A 25,058-nucleotide genomic window follows, 5' to 3' on the forward strand; every position below is an offset into this window, starting at 1 on the left:
TATTCTTTTTGCCAAAAATGCCAGTATGACGTGATTTTGGTAAGAAATTTCAGTTTTTGAGCATTTGCCATGAGAACGGTTACCTGATACTATAAGCGAACTGGAATGAAAGCAATTAGCATTTCAGCAGGGGTAAAGGATGCATTTGGGAATGCCGTTAACACCGTCACCATAGGATTACGGAAAGGAATTCCCATAATGAATAAAGTTGAAAAGAGTCGGCCGCGTCTATACAAGGCCAAAAAGAAATGGCTAGTACGGGTAGCAAGCGTTGTCGTGGTATTGGGGACCGGGATGACATTGAGCACCCAGGCAGTCAGTGCTGCAGAAGACGAACACATCGCACCGCCGGAAAGCATCATTCATGCGCACACACTGAAAAAAGAACCAGAGCTAGGAATCATCGAAGAAGTGCCAAACACTCCTGAGACAGTATCTGAAGGGGACAAACCTGCGTTGTCAGATTCAGATAACGCCTCAACCGCCACAGCAAAATCACCGGTATCAGCGAGCATTGCGACGCCAGAAGTTGAATCAGCGCCGTCAGCGGGCAAAAAAGACGAGTCCAAGCAACCAACCCAAACCTCAATAGAACAAGCCGCTCCAACAGCGGCCAAAGCAGAACCCCAAACGGTTCAACCAAGCAAACCCACTCAGACAGAACAAGCCTCGCCGTCTGAGAAAGCTGCACCAGCGGCCACTGTACAAGACGAACAGCCGGCTACTCCGAGTGAGGCAGAAACACCGCAAGAAGATAACCACGATCAACCGGCCGCGTCAGAGAAAGACAATGCAGTGTCCACCGCCGCAGTGGTTGATGAAATGTCCACTGAGACAGCAGATACTGCACCGATCAAGGAAGAACCGACCGAGAAATCCATTACCGCCACCCTCAACACGCTCATTCCAGACGACCATTTCCGGGAACAAGTCGTGGCGGCTTTGCAAAAAAACGGCGTGGTATCGACCAAGCAAGATCAAGAAACGATCGGTACTCAGGATCTGAGTCAGTTGACCCAATTACAATTGGGCGACTGGGTCACGGCTAAATCGGAGGCGGGGTTAGCCGAACCAGGCGTGTGGACGGCCAAGGAGTCGGTCAAAGTCGCTGACTTAACCGGCATCGGCAATTTAACTGGTCTGCAGAGCCTCACCTTAACGGATAATGATTTCACCAGTTTGCCAGTGGAAATCAACCGACTAGCTAACTTACAAACATTGAAGATCACCCGAAACACGGCATTGACCGAATTGCCTGATCTATCCGAATTGCACAATCTGCAACATTTGACCATCACCAATAATCCACAATTAACCACACTGCCGCCATCAATTAATCACTTGACCCAACTGCAGGGTGAGTTGGACTTAAAGGGCAACAGTTTCACCACCCTCCCAGATCTCAGCCAGCTGCAACAAATCACATCACTAAATTTGAACAATAACCGGCTGACCGATGTCGCGGATGCCCATATTGAGAAACTGACTAATCTGCAAAAACTTGCCGTGGGTTCACAAGAAGACTCCCGGGAAATCAACGTCCAAGGCAACACTTTTCTGGCCGAAGACGGAGATACCACAAATACATTATTTGATGTGGTACCGGACCAGAGCAGCAACGTCCACTTGGATTATGATCCTGCCAGCCAAGCAGCTCATTTTACCCGCCAGGATAAAGACGGACAGGGCCAATACGCCTTGACCAATGTTTTCCCGCAAGCAGATCGGGCCCATTACAATCATTTAACTGAAGTGCCTGCGGCCTGGGGAGTATTAACGCACTTGCAAGCACTGGATCTGAAAGGTAATGACTTGACCGAGCTGCCGGGCGTGATGGCGAATATGTTCGGATTAAAGACATTGAATTTGGGCAACAATCAATTCACGACGGTACCCCTCGCAGTCGAGAACCTGCTGCAAACCAATCCCGATTTACACGTCGACTTCAGCAATTACTTGGCCAATTACCCGTCATTTGGGACGTATCGCAACCAAAATGGCATTCCAGAAACAGAATTTTACCATGCCCGCGAGCAAGAGACACTCCCAGGTTGGCAAGGCGATAAGGATCGGGCCTTGAATCAAGTGATCCATTATCCGACGCATACGGTGGACTACAATGACTCAAGTTTTGCCCTAACCGGTGGCCAAGTGAAGTTAGCAGATGGCACCAAGGCCAATGACAGTCAATTTTTACGATTGGCAGACGCCGTTTATACGGGACCGGGCCATTTTCTTGGTCAGAGCGACGCGGATACAGAGCGGGTGACGCCATACTTGCATTTTCCCAGTCAACCCAATGGTCATGATATCACCGGTCAATATGCTGGCCTGTTTGATGCGACGAACAACACATTTAGCTTGCTAGCGAATGACGGCAAGAATCTTTACCCGCATCAAGATCCATACGGCAGCGGGCACGATCGGTATCAGGCCATCTATGGTCAGCTGCTGGATGGCGGGTATTATATGGGACTCATGCTGCCGGAAAAGCAGGGTGAAAAGACCAATGTCGGCCAAACCTATGTCCTGAATTTAGGCGTGGGCGGCCAACATGCCGTGACACCCGGCGGGGCAGTGGGCAAGGCCAACCTGAATTTCGACAAGGCCGGCATGATGGCACCGGATCGATTAGGGTATTCCCAAGTTGCCGTGTTACCCATTCAGTTTATCAAGACGCCCAAGTTGGCCGATGTGTTACCGGATGAAAAGTTCCGGACACAAATCGAGGAAGCCTTGAAACAAGCCAAAGTCATCGGCGAAAATCAGTCGGTCAGTGTGGCTGATTTAAAGAAAATCCGCGTGATTACACTGGGCGGTAAAAAAGCGGTGGATAAAGTGGGTCAAGTGCGCCAGGCTGATCCAGAGAAACAGATTATGGACTTGGCCGGTATTAGCACTTTGGCTAATTTGGAAGAATTGACGATTACTGACAATGGTTTCACCACGCTTCCGGAAGAATTGAGCCAGTTAAAGAAGCTGACCAATTTGAAGATTACCCGCAATCCCAACTTGACCGCATTACCGGATCTGACGGGGTTAACCCAATTGACCCATCTAGAGATCACCAACAATCCGCAGCTGACCGAGTTGCCGGCTTCCATCAACACCCTAACTAACTTGACAGGTACACTGAACTTAGCGGGCAACAGCCTCACGACCTTGCCGGATATGAGTCAGTTGCAAAAACTGAGCGGGTTGAATTTAAACAACAATCGGCTCACGGATATTTCCCAGGCACACTTGGGTCAACTGACCAGTTTACACGAATTAGGCCTGGGTTCAGTAGAAGAACAGCAGGAAATCAACGTGGCGGGGCAAGTGCGAAAAGACGAGGATGAGGGCATTTACGATTTGGTACCCTTGGCGGACAGCAACGTTCATTTAGACTACGATCCTGCCAATCATGCAGATCAAGCCACGTTGACTAATGCAGCCGGAGAAAAAGTGTATGCCCTGCCGGAAGTGTTCACCCAAGCGGACCGATCCCACTATAATCATTTAACGACTTTACCAGCTGAAATAGGTCAATTGACACAACTGGAGACACTCAATCTGAAAGGTAACGATCTGATCGACTTGCCGGATCAGTTAGCTGACTTAACCAACTTGAAGAGCCTGAATTTGGGTAATAACCAGTTAACAACCGTACCCGTTGCGGTGGCCAAACTCTTGGCCAGCAACCCCAATGTCCACGTGGATTTCAGCAACTATTTGGTCAACTATCCCTCCTACGGCACTTACCGGAATCAAAATGGCATTCCCGAGACAGCCATCTGGAATAAAGAATCAAGCAGTTTTGTCCTACCCGGCTGGGATCTGACTAAGGATCGGGCGGTTAACCAAGTGGTGAACTTCCCCACTCAAGTCGTGGACTATGGTCAGTCGACTCGGACAATGAATGCGGATGGTGCAATTCAATTGACTGATGGCACGATTGCCAATGACTCGCAGCTCATCCCCTACGATACGATTTACCAAGGCCCGGGACATTTCTCCGGCACAGTGGATGATGATAAAGTGTACAGTTATCACTATTTGGTGCATAAGGGTGCCCCTAATGGTCGTGATCTGCTGGGGCAAGAAGCAGGAATCTATGGCGCCACCAACAATATTGTGCATTTCAAAGAGAATGTCCACACGCCTTATCCCAATCGCGATCCCTCCGGTACAGACCATGATGAAGGGTATGCGCCGCGAGAAGAATTGGTAGATGGACGGTCTGTTTTGACGGTGCTTTTACCGCAGCACCACGCCGCAGATGGGGATAATGTGGGCAAAACGTATGAAATGCGTTTGGACATCGGCGGTCGCTACCCCATCGTCGCTGGCCAGCCCTTGTATAACAATCCGCCGAGTATTGACGGCAAAAACGGGGCCATTAATCCCGATAAGGCCGGTTATTCCATGGTGGCCGTGGTGCCAGTGACATTTGTCAATACGCCACCGGTAGAGGATGTACCAGAAGCCACTGAGGCAGAAAGCACAGCGACACCAGTGGACGCCGATGAATCAGCGGGTACACCAGTCGTTGAGGAGGCAGCCACGGATCAGTCATCGGACAATGATGGCACACCAGAAGCTGTGACTCCGGCGGCGGCCAACGATGCAGAAGAAAGTATGCCGACGGTGGCGACTGATACTGTATCCGAGGTGGCGGACTCGGAAATGCCAGCGGAAACAGAGGACCAGACAGTAACAGAACATGACGTGGATAGCAAATCACCTGCGTCAATAGTCGTCGATCCAAATGACTCAGCCGAAGATCAGGATAACCGCGAAGACAGTCCAAAGACTGAAGCCACTGCAGAAGATGTCGTCACGCCTGACCAATCTGAGGAAGAAATGGATCAAGCCAGCGGCCACGAATCAGAGGAACACCGCCATGATGGCAACACCTTCGCCGGCACGCTGGCAGATCAGGCATCACCAGCCACCAGTACGACTGTGCCAGTTGAAAAGTCCCCAGAAAATCACGAAGTACCCGAGCAAATCTCGGAAGCAGCAAACGATGCCGATAAAACAGACCACGCCATCACGTCATCAATTGAAGCTGCCAATAATAACGCGGCAGAAACAGTGGCGCCACCCGTTGATCAGGTACCCAGCAGCGCCACTTCAGAAGATGTTCCCCATGAAACAATTTCTGAAGTGCGCGATATCCTGGCACCTGGCCAAAGTGAAGACACAAAACCCGCAGAAACACCGGTACCGGTGGCTAATCCCACCCAAGATAGTCTCCAACCGGAAATGGCCGCGCATGTTCATAGTGAACAATCACTGGACCAGGCCCCGGCTGAAGACGAGGTACCAGTCAACGAATTAGCGTTAGCCAACCCAGATGCGTCCCGCGACGCACCGCAACCATTACCGACGGCACCGGTCAAAGCAAGTCAAACCGCCGGAAAACTGCCCCAGACCGGCAACTTCCGCAGCCTGCGGACAGTCATCATCGGGTTGCTCCTGGTGGTCCTGTCACTAATGACCTGGCGCCGGAAGCACAACGATCAGGACGAAGATTAACCGCAATACAGCCCTCCCAATTTAGCGTTTCACAGGCACCAGCGACATCGACGTCCAGCGCACAAACCGCGTGCTGGACGTCTTTTAATTGGTCTGGTTATCGGCACTAGCGACATTGTGAAATTAAGCACCGATTCCGCGGTACTTTTCACATGTGGAACTGTGGGAATATCGAAATTGGTCAAGGCTATCATTTCACAATAGGTGATGAAAAAGAGTGGGCTGTAAGCACGCTTATCAATGCTTTTGACAATTTCTTTCCAAATTGTGAATCACCCAGCGAAAAATGTGGGAAGAATTGTTGTGGGACTTACCCGGGTGTGTCCTCATTGAAAAACCGCTGTAACAAACTACTTCACTAATGAATATCTTTTTGAAACGCACAAATTGGTCCAGAAAAACGATATGTTGACGGTTTTCATCCCCTCATCCCCCGCATACTGAAGATGTCCAAAAAGGGGCGAGCAACATGAAAAAGCATATTGTGCGATTAATGATATCAATCGCGAGTCTTTTCGGTTTATTGGTTGGGGTGTTAGCCATTTCGGCACCACCGGCTTCTCCCCAAAGCGATGTTGTCGCAGCGACCAACGCGGTTTACAAACCAAATGTCACTGCGGTACAGAATATGATGCTTCTCGAAATTAATCGGTTGCGGGCCCAGAACCACTTGGGCGCGTTGCGATTGGATAACGGTATTACGAATGCTTGGTCCAACCAGATCGTGCAACGTAATGCCCAACTGCCTTCCCTCCAGCATGATCCGAATCAGCCGAATGTTTTGAACCGGTTGGGATTTTTACTCACCGGGGAAAACTTAGCATCCACACCGGTGGGTGTACCGCGGTTGTTTGGCAGCCTGCGCAAGCCCGCGATCACGGACGACGCGACCTTAGCCGTTCAGATCGTTGAACAGTACTACGACGATTATGGTGTGGCTGATTACGGACACCGCAAGAACTTGTTGAATCCTTACTTCACGAACGTGGGCATTGCCTTTGCGCTGAAGAAGGACACAGACGGTAATTACATCGTCTACAATGCATTGGACTTTGGCGGGAATACGCCGAGCTGGCAATACAGTGTCGTCCGGGCGTATTTCAACTATTCTCAACAAAACGGGTTGAGCGGGTATTATCCGACCCGGTACACACCATCTAATCCGGCGTCTTTGCGGATTGCAACAGTCACCGGTAAGTGGGGTGTGCAACTGAATATTGGCTATGGCCCAAGTGCCCGTTATACCGGGCGCACATTGCCGAAGGGTTCTCAGTGGCAAGTGAGCAATATCGCTCGCGATACGCAAGGTAAGACTTGGTATTTAGTAGGAGGTAATCAATGGATCGACGCGGCTTATACCAGTGTCAACTTCTAGTTTTGGAGCAACGAAACAAGCACTCTGCTCTGGCAAATTAAGGGCAGGGTGCTTGTGTGGTTTTGGGATAAAAATACATGACAAAGAAGGAGTTTTTATGTTTCATCGTTTCTCCCGACTGGACTGGGGCGCACTCAGCGTGTTCCTGTTACTGGTTGGCGGCGGGACCATTCTGATCCTCGCCAGTGTTTCGTATTCCTTTCGGCCATTCATTGCGCATTTTGGCTGGCCGTTATTTATCATCGTGATCGCGATCAGTACCTGGGTGCTGATGCTCACGATGTACTACATTTTCTTAATGCTCTTTGGCTTCGGCAAGGCCAAACGCGATTATCCCATGATGGCGCCGCGCAGCCGGTTCATTATTCTGATTCCTGCGCATAATGAAGAAGCTGTGATTGGTGCGACACTGGCACACTTGGCTAAAGTCGACTATCCCCGGCAGCTGTATCGCGTGGTGGTTGTCAGCGATCAATCCACCGATCGCACGGCGGCCATTGCCCGGGATTACGGCGCCCAAGTGGTGGATACTGCCCAGCATAAATTCCGCCGGATCGGCGTGGGTAAGCCGGCAGGGTTGCAATACGCAGTGAATGAGTTGACCAAGCGGGACGAATTGAAGTGGGCGGATCTGGTCATGGTGCTCGATGCTGATAATTTCACCGACATCAATATCCTGCGCGAATTGGACAGTCAGTATCAGGCCAAACATTTCACCGCCATCCAAGCTTATTTGGATAGTAAGAATGACGAAAGCCTGTTAACGCTAGGCTATGCCATGTCGTATTGGACGATGAACCGGTTCTTCCAGCTGAGTAAATATCGCTTGGGCCTGGACAACAGTATTGGCGGCACCGGTTTCGTGGTCCAGACCGCCTGGCTAATGGCCCACGGCGGTTTTCGCTCCCGTAGTCTGACAGAAGATTTAGAAATGGAGATCCGCATCGTCGAAAGCGGCGGGACGGTGGGATGGAATCATTTCACCCGAATCTATGACGAAAAGCCAGAGCGGCTCCGGGCCAGCATGATTCAACGCTACCGCTGGAGTCGTGGTCACTGGTACACAGCGTTCCACAACCTCGGCCCACTGCTCAAGCATTTCTTCAAAACCGGTGATCTACGGGACCTGGATCAAATCAATTACCTGTTCTCCATGCGCCAGAATCTTCAATATCTGCTGGCCGTGATCTTCGCTTTGAGCCTTGGCGTGAGCGTTCTCGTCCCTCAACATGGTGCATACCCCGGCTGGTTTATTGATGTGGAGCGCAGCTATTTCGTTCCCCTCACCGTGCTTAATTGGGCGATTCTGCTGGAAGGTTTCTTACCCATGGTGGCAGGCTACTTCTATGATGCCCGGGGCTTTAATAAGCGGCGCTGGTACATGGCATTGAAGGCGCTAGTGGCCTTCTATTACTTTTCACTGACGTATCTGCTGGTGCAGATTGCCGGGCTGGTGACGTTCCCGAACCAGCGGGCGTGGTCGCATACGGCGCACGGGTTGACGGAGTTGAAGCGGGTGTAATAAACAAATAGCCCATCGAGAATTGCATGTGACACAATTCTTGATGGGCTGTTTGTTTGGGTTACTATAACGTAAAGCCTGGTGTGATGCCTTGATAAATAGGATGTGCTTGTGGCCACATCCTATTTATATTGAATCAAGTTACTTGACAGCCCCGCTGGTGACACCCGCGATAATGTACCGCTGGAAGAAAATGTACATCAGTAAAACAGGCGCTAAGACCAACATGTAGGAGGCAAAGGCAAGATTATAGTTGGTCGAGAACTGACCTTGGAAAACGTATTGGGCGAGTTGCAGAGTTTGTTGTTTTGGATTGCTCAATAGTACCAAGGGCATTAAGAAGTCGTTCCACGTCCACATGAAGGATAAGATTGCGACAGTGGCATGCATCGGTTTCATAATTGGGAAGACAACCTTAAAGAATACTTGGAGCGGAGTTGCGCCATCCATGATGGCGGCTTCTTCTAGTGCAATTGGGATTTGTTTGACAAATCCGGCATACAGGAAGGTATTCATGGGCAACCCAAAGATAATGTAGAGAATGGTAATGCCAAAGACATTATCCATATGGAACATGCTAACCTGCTTCACCAATGGCAGCATGATAACGTTGAAGGGGATGAACATCGCTGATACCAAGTAATAGTATAATCCATTGAAAAGTTTGCTATGGCTACGGTAGCGGGTAATGGCATACGCGACAAAGGAGTTCGTGATAATCGTAAAGACGATATTGACCACAGTGATGAAAAGTGTGTTCAAGAACTTGGTTGGGAAATCAGTCATTTCCCAAGCATCTTTGAAGTTTGACCAATTGATTTTTGATGGCCAAGCTAAGACGTTGTTCATTTGGCTAGGATCCTTCAGCGCAATAACCACAGTTAAATACAACGGACCGAGAATTGCGAAGATGGCAAGCACCGCTAGAATTGCAGTGGCCGTATAGTTTGTATGGTTCGGCCTTTCGCGCTTAAGCTTTTTAGGCTTTACAGAAGTTGTTTCTGTTGCTTGCATTATTGTAATCGCTCCTCTCGCTTATTCAAGATCCGTAATTGGAATAGTGAAATCGCTGCAACGACGATGAAGAGAACAACGGCGTTGGCTGATTGAATTGCAAATTGCGATCCTTGGAATCCTTGGGTGTAGATCAATACGGAAATTGAAGTGGTACTATTCCCCGGGCCACCACTAGTCATGGCCATGATCTGATCAAATACCATTAGGTAACCTTTGACAGAAAGCACTAAATTGATGGTAAAAAATGGTGCAATCAATGGAAATGTAATGCGCCAAAATTTTTGCCATGGGGTTGTGCCGTCGAGTTCAGCAGCTTCGTAAATTTCAGTGCTAATTGATTGCAAACCGGATAAGTAAATCAAGGTATTGAACGCCAGACCTTGCCAAATCGTAACAATCAATATACCGATCCACGCATGATCTGTGCCCAAAATGTTGGAAGACAGCCAACCAATATTTAAGGCTTGGCCAAATTGAGGAATCAGCGTGCCGAATATGAAGTTGAAGATGAACCCAACAATTAAGGTTCCCAACATATACGGCAGAAAATAGAGAGCCTTCATCGTATTTTGAAACTTGATCCGTGAGTTCAATCCAACGGCAAGCGCCAGAGAGATTAAATTGACAAGGATTGTCGCTACAAGGGCAAACTTAAAGGTAAACCAGTAAGCATCGCCAATCTGACTGTTGGAAAACATATAGAGATAATTACGCAATCCAACAAAATGCCATGCGCCATAACCGGGCCAATCAGTAAAACTGTAAAACACGCCGCGGAGGAAGGGGATCGTATGAAAAACGAAAAACAGAATGATCATTGGTGCGACGGCGATGTACAGCGTTGGGCTAATTTTACTTTTTGTTCGTTTCCGCAACGTGTCCACACACCTTTCTACTTATTCTTCACATTAGCGGTATTGAATGTGTTGTCGATGTTTTGCAATGTCTGTTTCACGTTCTGGCTGGCAGACATTCCCTTGGACGCATTCAATGCGGATTGAGTCAATGGCTTAGACATGTCAAATGCGGAAGGATAGTAGTGATCTGGATAGTTTTTGACATTGACCTTTTCAATTTCTGGGGAAATGCCAGCAACCAACTTGCTGGTTTGTTTAACGCCGTCAATGGCTGAGAAGGAGAATTGTTCTTGCGTGTATTTCTCAGCAGAACTCTTCTGCATTAGGAATGCCACTAACTTGTTGGCAGCGGAAGATACCTTTGTCTTGTTGTAGATACCGAATGCAACGTCAATTCCAGATACAACATGGTTGTCGCTGGCACTATTAGTAACAGGGAACATGAACATATCGGCATCAATATCTTTATTCAGTTTGGTGATTTCAGGAATTTCATAATTCCCGTTGATGATCATAGCTACCTTGCCATTTGCAAAGTCACGGTTGATATCGTTGTAGGAAGTGCCCATGTAATCTTTCTGCGCATACTTCAAAGGTTCAAGCCATTGGTTTAAGGCTGCTTTGTGAGTAGCAGCAAAAGTGCTCTTATTGTTCAAACGGGTCTTAATCCAAGAATCTGGGATGACATTACCGACAATTTGGTTCCAGGGTGACAATGTTGTCCAGGAATCTTTAAATGCTACTCCAAATGGAGTAATGCCTTTGCTCTTAAGCGTTTTGGCGTCGGCCATTAATTCATCCCAAGTCGTGGGGATTTTCGTGATACCGGCTTTCTTGAAAAGTGATTTGTTATAAATAATGCCAGAAGCATTAGTGGCATAGGGCACTGCATACAAGCCCTTTCCGCTATACAGACTAGTGATCATCTTCTGATATGTGGGATCAACAGTTTTGACGTAGGATTCCTTGCTTAGATCTTTAAACACCTTGGCATCTTGCATTGCTACGAAGGTCGCATCGCCACCAATACCAACAACATCTGGAAATGTTCCCTTGGTCAAATCAGTTTTCAATAGCGTTGCTGCATTCGTGGGGGATGAAAACTCCACATCAATCTTTGGATTCTTCTTTTCAAACTCTTTGATGAGCTCTTTGTAGGTCGATGCATTTTCCGTTTTGGTACTTAAAAACTGAACTGTTGTTTTACCGTTACCACTAGAAGAACTTGAACTGCCGCACCCGGCTAATGCTAACGTAAGGGCCGTTGCTCCTGCAACGCTCAATAATAATTTCGTGAACTTCATTGTTATTCTCCTCTTCGTTGTGTATCTAATGGTTTTGTTGATTCTCGAATTTCAATTTCAAAGGGAAATGTCTCACCGTTAATTGACTCACCGCTGGTGATATGCTGCAATAATGCAGTAGCGCCAGCTTTACCCATTCGATAGAAGGGTTGACGAACCGTTGTTAAACGGGGCCGTACCATTTCTGATAAACGTGTGCCATCAAAACCGGTAACGGATAGATCATCTGGCACGGAAAGCCCAAACTCATGCGCGGCGGCGATAACCCCTAATGCTGCCTCGTCGCTCACGCAACAAACAGCTGTAATGTCGTATTCGCCACTATAGAGTCGTTTGAAACCGGTGTAGCCAGATTCATAACTAAAGTCGCCACGTTGTACCCAAGCAATACTGGGTACCATACCAGCATCCATCATGGCATCGCGATAGCCTTTGATACGGGGCGCGCCAGTGACATGGTCATCTGGATCAGCGCCGATGATGGCGATGTGCTGATGGCCAATACTTAACAGGTAACTTGTTACAGCATGCATTGCCGCCACATCATCAATGACAAAGGCTGGCAGACTATTATTTCTAGTTGATGTGGAAATCAACGTTGTGTTCAAGCGCAATCGTTGAATCAGCGTTAAAGCTGTTTCTGTAAACTGATTAGAAACAATTACTAACCCCTCGACCTGCCGATTACGCATCATGTTGATATTTTCCAGTAGTCGGCGTTCATCACCACCAATGCCAGTATGGGCGAGAATGACATCATAACCAGCTGCATATGCAGCATCTTCAATGCCATTGATAATGTCGCCGGAAAAACTCGTACTAACGCTGGGGATGAGAATACCGATAATTTTGCTTGATGCGCTGACCAATGTATGTGCAGCCGCATTTTTCAAATAATGATGGGCATCCGCAATTTTATTAACTCGATCAAATGTCTCTTGACTGTAACCACCAGTACCATTTAGCACGCGGGACACAGTGGCAATTGAAACCCTTGCCTCCTTTGCGATTTCCTTAATTGTAATCATGACAATCCCTCACCTGTTATACATGTTCGATAAAGTAACTTCCCAAAACCGCAAATCCAGTAAACGTTTACACAAACAATATAACACCGCTTCCAGATTTACGCAAATGTTTACGTGGAATTGTTATGTTACAGTTTTTGAAACTGCCATGAAAGCTTTGAAACAGGCAGTTCTATTTCAGTGGCACAACGAAAATATTAAGAAAAATCAGATTTGACCAACCGATTAATGACAAAGAGGGGCAGATACTTCACGTTGACAGCTTTCAAATTCCATGCTTACAATGCCAGGTAGTTGAAGCGGTCCCAAGAAGGAGGAAATCTTACCATGCACGATCCATTTGTCATTGCATTACCGGATATCAACAACCATGCACCGGCCAATCTAGAAACGGTCTTTAGTATTGGCAACGGGCATTTTGGTATTCGTGCCAGTGATCCGTTGAGTCATAGCGCAACTGGTGGCACCATCGTGAACGGCTTCTTTGAAACAGCACCAATCACCTATGGCGAATCGGCGTATGGATATGCCAAAAACCATCAAACCATTATCAATTTACCCGATTTACGTGCAGTCACAGTCACTGATGAAGCGGGGGCTGCTTTTACCACTCAGAAACTAGTCAGTCAGGAATTGGATTTACACACAGGATTGTTGACCACTGAGATGATTTTAGCCACGCTGGATGGCAAACGGCTGCATTTGCAATTGACCGAAGCGATTGGTCAAACAAACCAGAACGTCGCTGCATTGCAGTATACTTTTACCCCACTTAGCTTCTCGGGAAAAATCACCGTAACTAAAAAGCTGGCCTTTTACCAAGCTGCTGTGACAGACGATGATCCGCGTAAGGCTCGCGCTGTTCAATCATTACAGATTGACGATATGGCGGTTGATCAAGGCCAAGCTATCCAGATTACGACTGCCAGTACGCATTTACGTGTTCAAATGGCCCTCTCTGTCCCGGAAACAACTACTTTAGACTTGACACAGAATCAAGCGACGGAGTTCTTTGTGGGGGCTGAGGTGGGGCCTGTGGGCAATGCTGATGGTGATTATCCAACCTTGGTACTGCCGCCAGATTTAGGGACAGTCGCAGAAGATGGACAACAATATTGGCAGCAAGTTTGGGCTCAAGGCACAGTGGACATTACTGGTGACAAACCGCTTGCGCAGGGTATCCACTACAACATTTTTCAATTGAATAGTTCTGCTGGCCGGGATGGGCACACTAACATTTCTGCCAAAGGTGTCAGCGGTGTGGGCTATGAAGGTCATTACTTCTGGGATACGGAAATGTACATGCTGCCGTATTTCATCTTGACTCAACCGACAATTGCCAAGCAGCTGTTGGCTTATCGCTATCACATCTTGCCCCAGGCCAAAGAACGGGCCCGCACGCTGGGTGTGACGAATGGTGCCTTGTTTGCTTGGCGGACGATTAACGGCGAAGAAGCCAGCGCGTATTACCCTGCCGGTACGGCTCAATATCATATTGATGCCGATATTGCTTATGGGATTGGCCAATATTACGCCGCCACTGGTGATTTGGACTTTATAACCAAGATGGGCTTTGAAATGATTGTTGAAACCGCTCGTTTCTGGGCCAATTTTGGTTCTTGGTTTATCAAAGACGGCAAAAAGGTCTTCGGTTTCTTCGATGTCACCGGGCCAGACGAATACACGGCACTGGTGGACAATAATTACTACACCAACCGGATGGCTCAGCACAACTTGGAATTAGTGGGACAATTGATCAAGGCATTCCAAGACGCTGGTCAGGCATTACCAGTTTCGGTTAGTGAAAAAGAACAGGCCGATTTTGAAATCATCGCCGATAACATTTATCTGCCATACAACCAGGAACATCAGATCAACGCGCAAGATGACAGCTTCTTCGATAAGCCGGTATGGCCGTTTGCAGAAACACCGAAGGAAAATTATCCGTTGCTGCTGCACTATCATCCACTGATGATCTATCGGCACCAAGTGAATAAACAGGCGGACACGTTACTGGCGGATTACTTGTTCTTTGACGATGTGCCGACTGACCAATTGCAACGGGAATATGATTATTATGAATCAGTCACCACGCACGATTCCTCATTATCGCGGGCAATCTTTAGCGCGTTGGCAGCACGCTTAGGTATGGGGGCGAAAGCTTACTCATACTTTATGGATACGGCGCGAATGGATTTAACGGATTTACAGGGAAACACCGCCGATGGACTCCATCTGGCCAATCTTGGGGGTAGCTGGCTTAGCATTGTCACCGGGTTTGCCGGGCTGCACTACACGGCAGATAATTTGACAATTACTAATCATCTACCGGAAAATTGGGAAAAATTGGCGTTTAAGTGCCAGTATCAGGGACGACAATTGCAAGTTTCGATGTCCCATTTTGGAACTGAAGTGACTGTGTTAGCTGGTGATCCACTGGATATTACGATTGATGGCGTGCAACAGAAAATTGCAGCGCAGTAGTCCCAAATTTTGACAGTATTATTGATGGGCAGCATTTGCGATTGCAAATGCTGTTTTTATTTGTGCGCCCGGCATGGGCGCTAACTCAGGGGACTGTAGGCCGCAGTAGTCGGAACTACTAGTCGACGGCAACGGTGTTCACCGTGAGGTGGAATCTGAAGAAAGCAGTTACTAAAATTTTTAAAAAAGAACGTTGACCGAAAACGTTTTTGTAGTATACTAACAAATGTAAGCATTTGCAAGAGAGGAGGATCAACGAATGAAGCGGTACACCATTGTGAGAGCATTGGCAGCGGTTATTGATGTGATTATCATTTATGTTCCGAGTGTCGTGCTGTTTAACACATTTTTAGTGCATCAAATTCGCTACGCCGATCTCATGGCGCAAGCAGTATTTGTTCTTTATAACATTGTGGCAGTGACCGGTTTCCATGGCCAAACGATTGGGAAATACTTTGCTCGACTACGTGTCGATACGAGCCAATTGATGAGTCAGCGCACTTTTTTTGCGGGTATGCGGGAAGTTGCCAAGTTGCTATATTTCACGCCAATCATCGGAGTGCCGCTGATTGGGATCAATTTACTGGTGTGTTTAGTGACTGGCAAGATGCTGGAAGACTACATCGGCCAAACTGCAGTTGTGATCAATCCGAATGGGCGGGTGATTAAGCCATGAATCAAGCGATTTCGAATAGTCCATTATCCAAGATCTCGACCGGAGCATTGGCACTGCTGCTAATCCTAACAATTGTGGCAATCTATGTGCTGGCGTACCATTTTCGCAACGATTATGATCCGAAACGATTGATTAAGTCGTATGCAGTGTTCTTCTTACCATTGCTGGGTGTCGGTTTGTTGCTTCACATCCAAGTGATTCTAATCGTTGGCATCTATCTGGCTGGGATCTTTGTTCTAGTATTTCGATCCAACCATTACTTTTATGGACGTTAATTTTTTTAGACTTTTCCAAAAACGTTTTTGGAAAGCGATTAATATTTTGGGAGGTAAGTGATTTTGGCATCAACAATCCAATATGCAAATAATCCGTGGGAAGTGAGGGAGGCCAGTTTCGACAGCCGCAACTTGGGAAAGTATGAAACAATTTTTGCCTTGGGGAACGGCTACATGGGCAGTCGAGCAGCGACCGAAGAGCACTATGTGGGTGAAAAACGAGATACTTTCATCAATGGCACCTTCGATAAATTCGATGCGGATGAGGTGACTGAGCTGCCCAACGTGCCTGATGTCTTTCAACTGCGATTGCGGGTCCATGATCAGCCGCTGGATCTCAATACCGGCTGCGTCACAGATTATCAGCGGACACTAAACCTGCAAACAGGGGAATTGACCAGGCAGTTTAAGTGGCAGTTTGACGATCGCCAATTGAATTTTCATTCAAGCCGGTTCGTTTCGTTCCATGATCGGCACGTTCTGGGATCTCAAATTACGATTACAAATGATGGTTCTGCGGATTTGCCGCTGGTTTTTCAAAGCGGCATTGATGGCCAGCAAAGCAACTCAGGCAGCCAACACTTTAATGATTGGGAGAAGCGGCAGTATGAGGGCAAGGTTTTGCAATATGTCGCCAAAACCAATCAATCCAACATTCTGTTTGTCATTACCGCTGGACAAAATGTCATGGTTGGCAAAAACAGTGAAATCGTAAAAACACGGACCCTCATGCCCCGCCGCCAGCTATTGCAGGAATTCACGATTCGTCTAGCCCCCGGTGAGTCTCTCGTCTTCGAAAAAAATGCGGCGATTTTCACGTCACGGGACAACGACGTATTATATCCCGACAAAGAAAGCCTACAGCAAAACGGATTGCAACGGGTCGATCAGTTAATGCGCGATGGCTATCAAAATAATCTCCAGGCCTCGATTAGCGCGTGGCAACAAAAAGTTTGGGAGAAGATGCCGATTACCATTGACTCCCCTGACAACATGGATCAATTATCACTGAATTTTGCCCGGTATCATTTGCACACAATGACACCAGCTCATGATGAGCGCATGAATGTGGGCGCAAAGGGTCTCACTGGTGAAGGGTACAAGGGCCACACTTTCTGGGATACAGAAATGTTTATCCTGCCGTATTTCATCTTTAATTTTCCTGATGCGGCGAGAAAACTGGTGAAATACCGTTACCTTGGTCTGGGCGGGGCTCGGCGCAAAGCCGCTGCTAATGGTTTCAAGGGCGCCCAATATCCTTGGGAATCGGCCTGGATTGATGATGGCGAAAGCACGCCAGTCTGGGGAGCGGCAGACATCATTACCGGCAAAGCCACCAAAATTTGGTCCGGGTTCATTGAGCAACACATTACCGCCGATGTGGCATACGGCATGAACGAATATATGAACGCTACCCAAGACCACCAATTTGCTGAACATTTTGGCTATGAAGTAATTCTAGATACGGCTCGTTTTTGGACAAGCCGGGTTGAGTGGCACGAAGACAAGCAGCAATACGAGATTTGTGATGTCATTGGCCCAGATGAATACAAAGAACATGCGGACAACAATGCCTTCACAAATTACATGGCCCACTGGAATATGCAGCTGGCACTGAATCTGATTGATCGGTTGAAGCAGGAAGAACCACTGATTTACGACCGCTATGATCGGAAGATGGATCTGGTGTCCTTACGGCAGGATCTGACGGATCGGTTGGCTAAATTATATTTACCGCAGCCTAATACTGCCGGGGTCATTCCGGAAGATGATGCGTATCTATCTAAGCAAGTGCTGGATCTGAAACCATATCTGGATGGCAATGATGTGGGTGCACTATTCGACCACTTTAATCTGGATCAGGTGAACGACATGCAGATCACCAAACAAGCGGATGTTATCTTGCTGCTGTATCTGTTTGAAAAGCAGTTCCCCGCCCAAGTGAAGCATGCCAACTGGGATTACTACGAACCAAAGACGACCCACGATTCGTCACTCTCGATGTTGACCCATACGATTTTTGCCGCGGATTTGGGACTCAAAGACCAGGCAGAAGATTTCTATGAGCGAGCACGCTTGATTGATCTTGGACCGAACATGAAGAGCAGTGATGAGGGCATTCATGCGGCATCAATCGGGGGGATTTGGAACATGGTGATCTTTGGCTTCGGCGGTGTGCGGTATTTGGCGGGTCAGTTACGGATTAATCCAAATCTACCGGAGAAATGGCGCTCACTTGATTTCCGAATCTGGTGGCATCAACAGGAGTTACACATTCATGAAACACAAGATCAACTCATCATCAAGAACTTGACCGGTACAGCACCAGTACACTTCGAGCATGAAGGAAAAGAGTATTCCGTTGACGATACATTAACCATTGGTCTCAAACAAACAGCACCACAATGAAATGGAGGATTTCAAAATGAAGTTAGGGAAGAAATTGATGGCAGTCGCCACAATCGCGTTGGCAGGATTAACGATGGCGGCCTGTGGCGGCGGTAACACCGCATCATCATCTGGGAGTGGCAGTTACAAAGGACAGAACCTCAAGATTGGGGTTTGGATCGGTTCTGACCAAGAAAAGCAAGGAATGAACGACCTGATTAAGGGCTTTGAAAAGAAGACGGGTGCGAGGGTAACAGAGAAGGTTTATACCGACTTTAACACCCAGATTCAAGCTGATTTAGCGGGACATAAAGCACCCGATGTCTGGTACATGGATTCAGCAATGTACCCATTTTTCCAGAAGCAAGGTGTTTTACAACCGTTGGATAGCAAAACAGTTAAGACAAGCAACTTCTATCCGGCTTTGATTAAAGCCTTTAGCACCAATGGCAAGGTCTATGGTGCACCGAAGGATACTTCGACATTGGCGCTGTATGTCAACAACGACATGCTGAAGAAGACTAATACCAATATTAATGATGTACCCAAGACTTATGAGGATATGATCAAGTGGCTGCCCAGTTTCCAAGCTAAATTGGATACCGCTTATGGTAAAGGTAAAGTGCACGCCATGGCTTACAACCAGGATATGGCCCGTAACCTGTACATCATGGAACGCAATGGCGGTCAACCGATCACCAAGTCGGGCAAGGCTAATTTAGCTAGTGATCAGGTCGTTAAGAATCTAGATCTGTATAAGCAGCTGGTAGCGACTGGTGCTGCAGTCACACCTAAAGAAATCGGTCAAGGCGATAACGGGACGGCATTCGGTGCTGGCAAAGTGGCCATGATGGAAGAAGGTAACTGGACTTATCCAGTGCAAAAGAAACAATACAAGACTAACTTCACGGTGTTACCGATGCTCAGTTGGGAAGGCAAGCAAGGCGGCATGATCTTCACTGTCGGCTGGGGCGAATATGCGCAGTCTAAAGTGAAGCCGCTGGCCAATGAATGGATCAAGTACGTTTCTTCTGTCGCTACAATGAAGAAGTACATTGAGACGACAGGCACCTTACCAAGCCGGCCAGATGTCGCAACGGATGCCAAGTTGGATGACAATGCCTCATTGAAGGTGCACTTGGATGCCAACAAGTATTCCACTGTATGGCAAGCAGGGACCACCTTAACCACCATCAACACCTCTTACCAAAACTTCGTCGGCAAAGGTTTAACCGGCAAGACACCATTGAAGAGTGCCTTGGAATCAGCGGATAAACAAGCTAACGCAGCAATTGACAAAGCCAAGTAAAGAATTAATCAATGGCGCCTGGCCCAGCAAGGCTGGGGGCCATTGGTGTGAGCGTCCCGCACGACTGGAATGGTTACACCAATGGCCGCCCAACTGATATGCAAATGACTGGCGCTGTTTTCATTAATGGAGGATCGAAAATTATGATGGAAAAAGAAACTGTTGCAGGAGGTAAACCCACTCGACCCAAGAAAAAGTTTGACCGGCATCGCGCTGATGCCATTCAAGCATATAGCTTTCTAGCCCCAGCGTTTCTGGTCATTCTGGTTTTCTTCATTGCCGCATTTGTATTTGCGCTGTATATGTCTTTTAACAAGGTCAACATGTACAACAATCAGTATACTTTTCGCGGTTTACAGAATTATGCGGAAATTTTCAAGGATAACATTGCACTCACAGCATTGAAGAATACCAGCCTATTTTCATTAGTGGTTGTGCCCTGTCAAACGGTATTAGCACTGATCATTGCTTATGCGTTAAGTTCAAAAGGCATCCGTTTTAAGAAGTTATTCCGATTGATTTATTTCTTACCCACATTGACATCCAGTGCAGCGTTGACTTTGATTTTCATGTTTATCTTTAACGTTAATGGGCCGGTTAATGGATTTCTCACGGGCGCTGGTTGGTTAACGAAACCAATCAATTTCTTACAAGAACCGCAATACGCATTGAAAGTCATTATGGTCATGAATATTTGGTCCACGGTGCCCAACTTCATGACAGTGTACTTGGCGTCGCTAGTGGACCTGCCAGATTCATTATATGAAGCGGCAGAAATGGATGGCGCCAATGCCTGGCAAAAACTGAGGAGTATCACCATACCATATTTACGGCCAATCACAACATATGTGCTGTTAATGGGGATTATCGGCACATTCCAGATGTTTGACCAAGCCTATATCTTTTCCAATGGGTCCGGTGGCCCAGACAATTCAACACTGACGGTAGCGTTAATGGTTTATCAATATGCTTTTGGCCAGATGAACACGATGGGCTATGCCTGTGCGTTAGCGTTGTTCTTAGCAGTGGTCATCTATGTGGTTGCTCGCTTGGCTGAGAAGCTAAATGGCGGCAATGGCTTAGCCAATAATTAAGGAGGGATAAAAGATGCACAAACATACATCCATTGGCAAAATCATCCTCTATGTGGTGATGACGATTTATGCGCTGCTGACGTTATATCCCTTCTTATGGGCGATTTCAGCATCGTTTGAACCATTGAAAGAGATCGTGAGCGGCAATATGAGCCTGTGGCCAAAACAGTTCACTTTTGCGAACTACCAGTATATGATGGGCACATCGGCGCAATTTCCGCGGTGGTTTATGAACTCAGTTTTTGTTTCCACTGTGGGGACAGTCATTAATATTTTCCTGAACACGATGGCTGGCTACGCACTTGCGCGATTAAGTTTCCCGGGGCGTCAACGTATTTATTACGGTATGTTATCTTTAATGATGATCCCGACGCAGGTGCTGCTGATTCCAAATTACCTGATTTTGATGAATTTAGGCATGCTGGATTCATACAGCTCATTGATTTTGCCTTCTGCCATTAATATCGGCAACATTTTCATGATGCGCCAGTTCTTCTTGTCTTTCCCGAAAGACGTGGAAGAGGCGGCGGAAATCGATGGTCTGGGCCGAATCCAAGTGTTTTTCCGGATTGTCTTTCCGTTGGCTCGGCCATCAATTGCCACGCAGGCCATTTTCACTTTCATGGGCTTCTGGAATAACTTCATGCAACCCATGCTGTATATTACGACGCCTTCAAAATATACTCTGACACTTGGGTTGCAGTCGTTTACCAACCAGCAGGCGGGGGTCCGCTGGGATCATTCCATGGCTGCCAGCGTCATTTCGATCTTGCCAATCGTGATCCTGTATATTATCTTCAACAAGTACTTCTTACAGGGGGTGCGCATGGACAACGAAAAATAGCGAATAAAAGGGGCGTAACAGATGGCAGTAACGATACGTGATGTCGCACGAGCAGCCGGAGCTTCGAATGGGACAGTATCGCGGGTGTTCAATAACTATCCCGATATTAGTCAGAAAACACGGGAGCGCGTGATTACGATTGCTCAAAAAATGGGTTATGTGCCCAACGTTGCCGCTAGAACGCTCTCTTCTAAGTCAATGCAAGTCGTGGCCCTTATTCTCAGTGACCTGCTGTCATCTAAAGAAAATAGTATCTCCATGGAAATGATGTCAGGGGTCTATCGTTATGCGGACGATCACGGCATGCAATTCGTGTTATATTTGACAACGACTAAACAGCAGCACGAAAAGTCCTTTGATCAATTTTGCCAGGAACGAAATATCACTGGTGCGATTATTCAAGGACTGAAAACCACAGATCCGTATTTTGAGGAAATCGCTAAGTCCTCTGTACCGGTCGTTTTAGTCGATTTAGATCGGGGCGATCCCAGTATTGGGACTGTATCGATTGATAATGTCCAAGCTGAAAATGAGGCGACCCAAGTACTGCTGCGTAACGGTGTGCAAGATCCGGTGATGATCAATGGTTCGATCAATGCGCAGGTGAGTATTCAGCGGGAAGCAGGATTCAAACTGGCATTGTCCAGTTTTGGTCGTACGCCTAAAGACTATACTGTGCAGTATGCCAACTTTGATCAAGAAATTGCCGTGGCTAAGGTGCAGCGATTATTACGTGAGCATCCTAGTGTGGATGGTTTGGTTTGTGCCTCTGACTCAATGGCCATCGCCATTTTAGAGTATTTGCGCAAACAAAAGATTCGCGTACCTGAGGATATTCAGCTCATTGGCTTTGATGATTTGATCATCGGCCAATATATGACGCCCACTTTAAGTTCGGTTGAACAACACATGGAGCTGATTGGCCAGCAATCGTGCCATCTGTTAAATAAAATGATGCGTGGGATGAAGAAAAGCGAACCAAAGCGAATCTTTGTCCCTTATGAAATTATGGAGCGGGATAGTACCGCTATATCAAAAGAAAATTGAGGAATTGAACACATGATAAAAGGATTTGTTTTTGACCTGGATGGCGTCATTACGGATACCGCTAAGTACCATTTCCAAGCATGGAAAGAGATGGCGGCTAAAGAATTGAACATTGTGGTCACACCGGAGCTGAACGAGCATTTGAAAGGTGTCAGCCGAATGGACTCTTTGGATGTGATTTTACGGGCCGGCGGTAAAGAACAGGATTATACCCAAGAACAAAAGGTGGCTTTGGCCACAGAGAAAAATGATCTGTACAAAAAGTTAATCAGTCATATGACTGCAGCCGACATTTTACCGGGAATCAACGACTTTTTGACTGATCTGCAACAGAATGATTACCCAATCAGTGTCGCGTCAGCTTCCTTTAACGCCCCGGTGATTATTGAGCGACTGGGATTGAGCTACATTTTGGATAAGATTGTGGATCCAGGCACGCTGCATCACGGTAAACCGGATCCAGAGATTTTTGAGAAGGCGGCCGATCTGATTGGCACGCCGTATGCTGAAACTGTTGGACTGGAAGATGCCACGGCGGGCATTGCTGGCATCAAGGCGGCGGGAATGTTTGCGGTCGGGATTGGGCCGAAGAGTAAATTACCCGCTGCAGATATCAATTTTGACCAGACTGGTGATATTTCGTTAACCGCTATTGAACGGGCATTTGATAGGATTCGTCACTGATTGTGTTTCATTGGCAGTATTGTTGAGCGTTTTTCAGCAATGCTGCCTTTTTTTGTACATAATGGGAATTTTGAAAATGCATTGTAGTGCATTTTCAAAAGAAATTTTCGTAAAAATGTATTATACTGCATTTTGGCGTAAAAAATACAGAAAGCTACATTATGATGCATTTTTATGGATAATAAGGGCCAGAATGCAGTATAATGCATCTAGGAGGGAATGCGATGCTAATCAATCGACCGACATATTTAAATCAACTCATCAAGCTTCGTGATACTGATCTGGTTAAAGTGATTACGGGAGTTCGACGATCGGGGAAATCAGTCTTACTAATGTTATACCGTAATTGGTTGCAGCAAAATGGCGTCGCTGATGACCAAATTGTGTATGTCAACTTTGAAGACTTTGACATGGAGTTGGTGCGGACGGAGCAACAGTTGCATCAATTGTTTGAACAAAAACTAAAGCGAAATCAGCATACGTACATCTTGCTCGATGAAATTCAAAATGTGGAGGGCTGGCAACGAGTGGTTAATGGTGTCCGTGTCAGCTTTGATTGTGATATTGTCGTGACTGGCTCTAACGCTAAGATGTTATCGGGAGAACTGGCCACGCTCTTGAGCGGACGTTATGTTGAGATCCCGATATACCCACTTTCTTTTCGGGAGTTTTTAACAGCTAAAGAAATCTCTCCAGATTCACGGCAAGTTGATCGCGCCTTTCGCGAATATGAGCAGTTTGGTGGCTTTCCAGCAGTCGTATTGGCAAATGACGCAGTTAAAGACCAAGTGTTGCAAGGAATTTATGATGCGGTACTGTTAAACGATGTTTCAATGCGGGGTGGCGTTCGCGATCCTAGCGTGTTACGCACATTGGTGGGCTTTCTCGCCGACAATACAGGCCAACTGATTCAACCGACTAAGATTTCAAATATCCTAAAGAGTAGTGGTGTCGATGTCAGTCCCCACACAATTAATCGGTATCTCACTTTGCTGGAAGATGCATTCCTGTTTTCCCGAGTTCGGCAATATGATTTGCGCGGTAAACAGTATCTGCGAACGGCGGGCAAATATTTTATTATTGATCCTGGATTACGCCGATCGGCGGTGGGACGTCGCGAGGGTAATTACAGCAATCAATTGGAAAACATTGTGTTCATTGAATTGTTGCGGCGAGGATATCGGCTTTCTGTCGGTAAGCTAGACAGTAAAGAAATCGATTTTGTTGCACGAAAAATTGATCAAGTCATGTATGTGCAAGTGACTTACGCGTTGCCGGAAAACACCCATGAAACGGATAATTTGTTGATGATTAAAGACAATTACCGAAAAATCGTGATTACCCAACAACATTATGAATTTGATAGCGTGGCGGGCATTCCAATCATTAATGTGGTTGATTGGTTGTTGGATGACGGGGATCAGATTGGTGAATAGGTTAATCAGCAGTTCCACACCATTGATTGATGTGGGGCTGCTTTTTTGCTCGGGATAATTAGTTAAAATGCAGCATAATGCATTTTGACCGAAAAACATCCTCAAAATGCATTACGTTGCATTCGTCCGCAAGAATAAAAAAGCCCCGCCGAAACCGGCAGGGTTGAAAGGGCACGGACTAAAGAGGATAGGAAA

17 protein-coding genes are annotated in these 25,058 nt (G+C 47.0%); 13 read left to right on the top strand and 4 right to left on the bottom strand.

Annotated elements, in window-relative coordinates; all coding sequences use genetic code 11:
• The first annotated feature begins 198 nt into the window (after positions 1-198).
• The 3 genes from FD09_RS01535 (at position 199) to FD09_RS01545 (ending at position 8,420) form a co-directional block, all read left to right on the top strand.
• Complete coding sequence (locus tag FD09_RS01535) at positions 199-5,523, top strand: leucine-rich repeat domain-containing protein (RefSeq protein WP_057817560.1); 5,325 nt, start codon at positions 199-201, stop codon at positions 5,521-5,523.
• Between the two features lie 469 nt (positions 5,524-5,992).
• Positions 5,993-6,898 (top strand): CAP domain-containing protein, encoded by a 906-nt coding sequence (locus FD09_RS01540; RefSeq protein ID WP_057817562.1) that lies wholly within the window; start codon positions 5,993-5,995, stop codon positions 6,896-6,898.
• A gap of 97 nt (positions 6,899-6,995) precedes the next feature.
• Positions 6,996-8,420 (top strand): glycosyltransferase family 2 protein, encoded by a 1,425-nt coding sequence (locus FD09_RS01545; RefSeq protein ID WP_057817564.1) that lies wholly within the window; start codon positions 6,996-6,998, stop codon positions 8,418-8,420.
• Between the two features lie 141 nt (positions 8,421-8,561).
• On the opposite strand, the gene FD09_RS01550 is transcribed toward FD09_RS01545, so the two are convergent.
• The 4 genes from FD09_RS01550 to FD09_RS01565 form a co-directional block, all read right to left on the bottom strand.
• Positions 8,562-9,434, bottom strand: coding sequence for a carbohydrate ABC transporter permease (locus FD09_RS01550; protein WP_083487421.1), 873 nt, complete (start codon positions 9,432-9,434; stop codon positions 8,562-8,564).
• A complete protein-coding gene (locus tag FD09_RS01555; RefSeq protein WP_057817865.1) occupies positions 9,434-10,255 on the bottom strand; it encodes a carbohydrate ABC transporter permease in 822 nt (273 codons plus the stop codon). Before FD09_RS01555 ends, FD09_RS01550 begins: the two co-directional genes overlap by 1 nt.
• Before the next feature lie 74 nt (positions 10,256-10,329).
• A complete protein-coding gene (locus tag FD09_RS01560) occupies positions 10,330-11,598 on the bottom strand; it encodes an ABC transporter substrate-binding protein (protein WP_057817568.1) in 1,269 nt (422 codons plus the stop codon).
• Between the two features lie 2 nt (positions 11,599-11,600).
• Entirely contained in the window at positions 11,601-12,626 is a 1,026-nt protein-coding gene (locus FD09_RS01565) for a LacI family DNA-binding transcriptional regulator (RefSeq protein WP_057817570.1), read from the bottom strand.
• 327 nt (positions 12,627-12,953) lie between these two features.
• Here FD09_RS01565 and FD09_RS01570 point away from each other — a divergent pair, with 327 nt between their 5' ends.
• From FD09_RS01570 to FD09_RS01615, 10 genes are all read left to right on the top strand, one after another.
• Entirely contained in the window at positions 12,954-15,110 is a 2,157-nt protein-coding gene (locus FD09_RS01570) for a glycoside hydrolase family 65 protein (RefSeq protein WP_057817572.1), read from the top strand.
• A gap of 259 nt (positions 15,111-15,369) precedes the next feature.
• The gene (locus tag FD09_RS01575) at positions 15,370-15,786 is read left to right on the top strand and encodes an RDD family protein (protein ID WP_057817574.1); all 417 of its coding nucleotides are present in this window, start codon (positions 15,370-15,372) and stop codon (positions 15,784-15,786) included.
• Positions 15,783-16,061, top strand: coding sequence for a hypothetical protein (locus FD09_RS01580; protein ID WP_057817577.1), 279 nt, complete (start codon positions 15,783-15,785; stop codon positions 16,059-16,061). The genes FD09_RS01575 and FD09_RS01580 overlap by 4 nt, the downstream gene beginning before the upstream one ends.
• A gap of 57 nt (positions 16,062-16,118) precedes the next feature.
• Complete coding sequence (locus tag FD09_RS01585) at positions 16,119-18,470, top strand: glycoside hydrolase family 65 protein (RefSeq protein ID WP_420806832.1); 2,352 nt, start codon at positions 16,119-16,121, stop codon at positions 18,468-18,470.
• A 16-nt stretch (positions 18,471-18,486) separates the two neighbouring features.
• Entirely contained in the window at positions 18,487-19,758 is a 1,272-nt protein-coding gene (locus FD09_RS01590; RefSeq protein ID WP_057817580.1) for a sugar ABC transporter substrate-binding protein, read from the top strand.
• 143 nt (positions 19,759-19,901) lie between these two features.
• Entirely contained in the window at positions 19,902-20,852 is a 951-nt protein-coding gene (locus FD09_RS01595) for a carbohydrate ABC transporter permease (RefSeq protein WP_057817867.1), read from the top strand.
• Positions 20,853-20,865: 13 nt separating this feature from the next.
• Complete coding sequence (locus tag FD09_RS01600) at positions 20,866-21,696, top strand: carbohydrate ABC transporter permease (RefSeq protein WP_057817583.1); 831 nt, start codon at positions 20,866-20,868, stop codon at positions 21,694-21,696.
• A gap of 21 nt (positions 21,697-21,717) precedes the next feature.
• Entirely contained in the window at positions 21,718-22,743 is a 1,026-nt protein-coding gene (locus FD09_RS01605; protein WP_057817585.1) for a LacI family DNA-binding transcriptional regulator, read from the top strand.
• 12 nt (positions 22,744-22,755) lie between these two features.
• Positions 22,756-23,427 (top strand): beta-phosphoglucomutase, encoded by a 672-nt coding sequence (gene pgmB, locus FD09_RS01610; protein WP_057817587.1) that lies wholly within the window; start codon positions 22,756-22,758, stop codon positions 23,425-23,427.
• Between the two features lie 224 nt (positions 23,428-23,651).
• Positions 23,652-24,863: an ATP-binding protein gene (locus tag FD09_RS01615; RefSeq protein ID WP_057817589.1), complete on the top strand. Its 1,212-nt coding sequence runs from the start codon at positions 23,652-23,654 to the stop codon at positions 24,861-24,863.
• The last annotated feature ends 195 nt before the right edge of the window (positions 24,864-25,058 follow it).

Source organism: Schleiferilactobacillus perolens DSM 12744, assembly GCF_001435585.1.
GTDB classification, from domain to species: domain Bacteria; phylum Bacillota; class Bacilli; order Lactobacillales; family Lactobacillaceae; genus Schleiferilactobacillus; species Schleiferilactobacillus perolens.